Below are 924 nucleotides of genomic sequence, written 5' to 3'. Positions count from 1 at the left end.
GACCTCGACGCCCGCCTCGCAGGCCTCCGAGATCTTGTCGATGACGTCGCGGTCCGTGAGCGAGTTCATCTTGAGGAAGATACGCGCGGGCTCGCCGCGGCGGGCGCGGCCGATCTCGCGGTCGATGCCGCGCATGACCAGCGGCTTCAGCGAGATCGGGGCCACGCCGAGGTACTTGTACTGGCCGCGGAGGTTGCCCAGGCTGAGGTTGCGGAAGAACACGTTGCCGTCCTCGGCGATGCCGGGGTTGGCCGTGAGCAGCATGAAGTCGGAGTACAGGCGTGCGGTCTTCTCGTTGAAGTTGCCGGTGCCGAGGCACGTGATGCGGCTGATGCCGGACTGGTCGTGGTAGGTGACCTGGCAGATCTTCGAGTGGCACTTGAAGCCCTCGGAGCCGTAGATCACGGTGCAGCCGGCGTCCTCGAGGCGCTCGGCCCACGCGATGTTGTTCGCCTCGTCGAAGCGGGCTCGCAGCTCCATGAGGACGGTGACGTCCTTGCCGTTCTCCGCGGCGGCGATGAGGCTCTCGCACAGGTGGCTGCTCTTGGCCACGCGGTAGAGCGTGATCTTGATCTGAATGCAGGCGTCGTCGCCCGAGGCCTCGCGCAGCAGGCTCAGCAGCGGCGCCATGGACTCGTAGGGGTAGGTGAGCAGCACGTCGTGGTCCTCTACCTGCTCGCGCATGGGCTTGCCGGCGACGACCATGTCTGAGGGCTGGGGCTCGAAGGGGCGGAAGACGACCTCGGAGTGGTAGAGGTCGGGGATCTTTCCCTCCAGGCCGTAGACGTAGCCCAAATCGAGCGGGCGGCCCACATGGAAGACGCGGCGCGGCTCGAGGCCGAGCTCGGAGGCGACGAGCTCCTCGAGCTTCTTGTCGAGGTCGCCTTGGACCTCGAGGCGCACCGGCTGGAGGCGCTGGCGCAT

General features: G+C 67.0%; 1 protein-coding gene. It reads right to left on the bottom strand.

Annotated elements, in window-relative coordinates; translation table 11 throughout:
* Positions 1-924: phospholipase D-like domain-containing protein (locus ACT84W_RS07400; RefSeq protein ID WP_444328739.1), on the bottom strand; the 924-nt coding region annotated here is incomplete at both ends.

The sequence above is a fragment of the Paratractidigestivibacter sp. genome, assembly GCF_052362415.1.
Lineage (GTDB): Bacteria > Actinomycetota > Coriobacteriia > Coriobacteriales > Atopobiaceae > Paratractidigestivibacter.
Note: the sequence above shows the minus strand (reverse complement) of the source record. Positions and strands in the feature narration are given on the sequence as shown.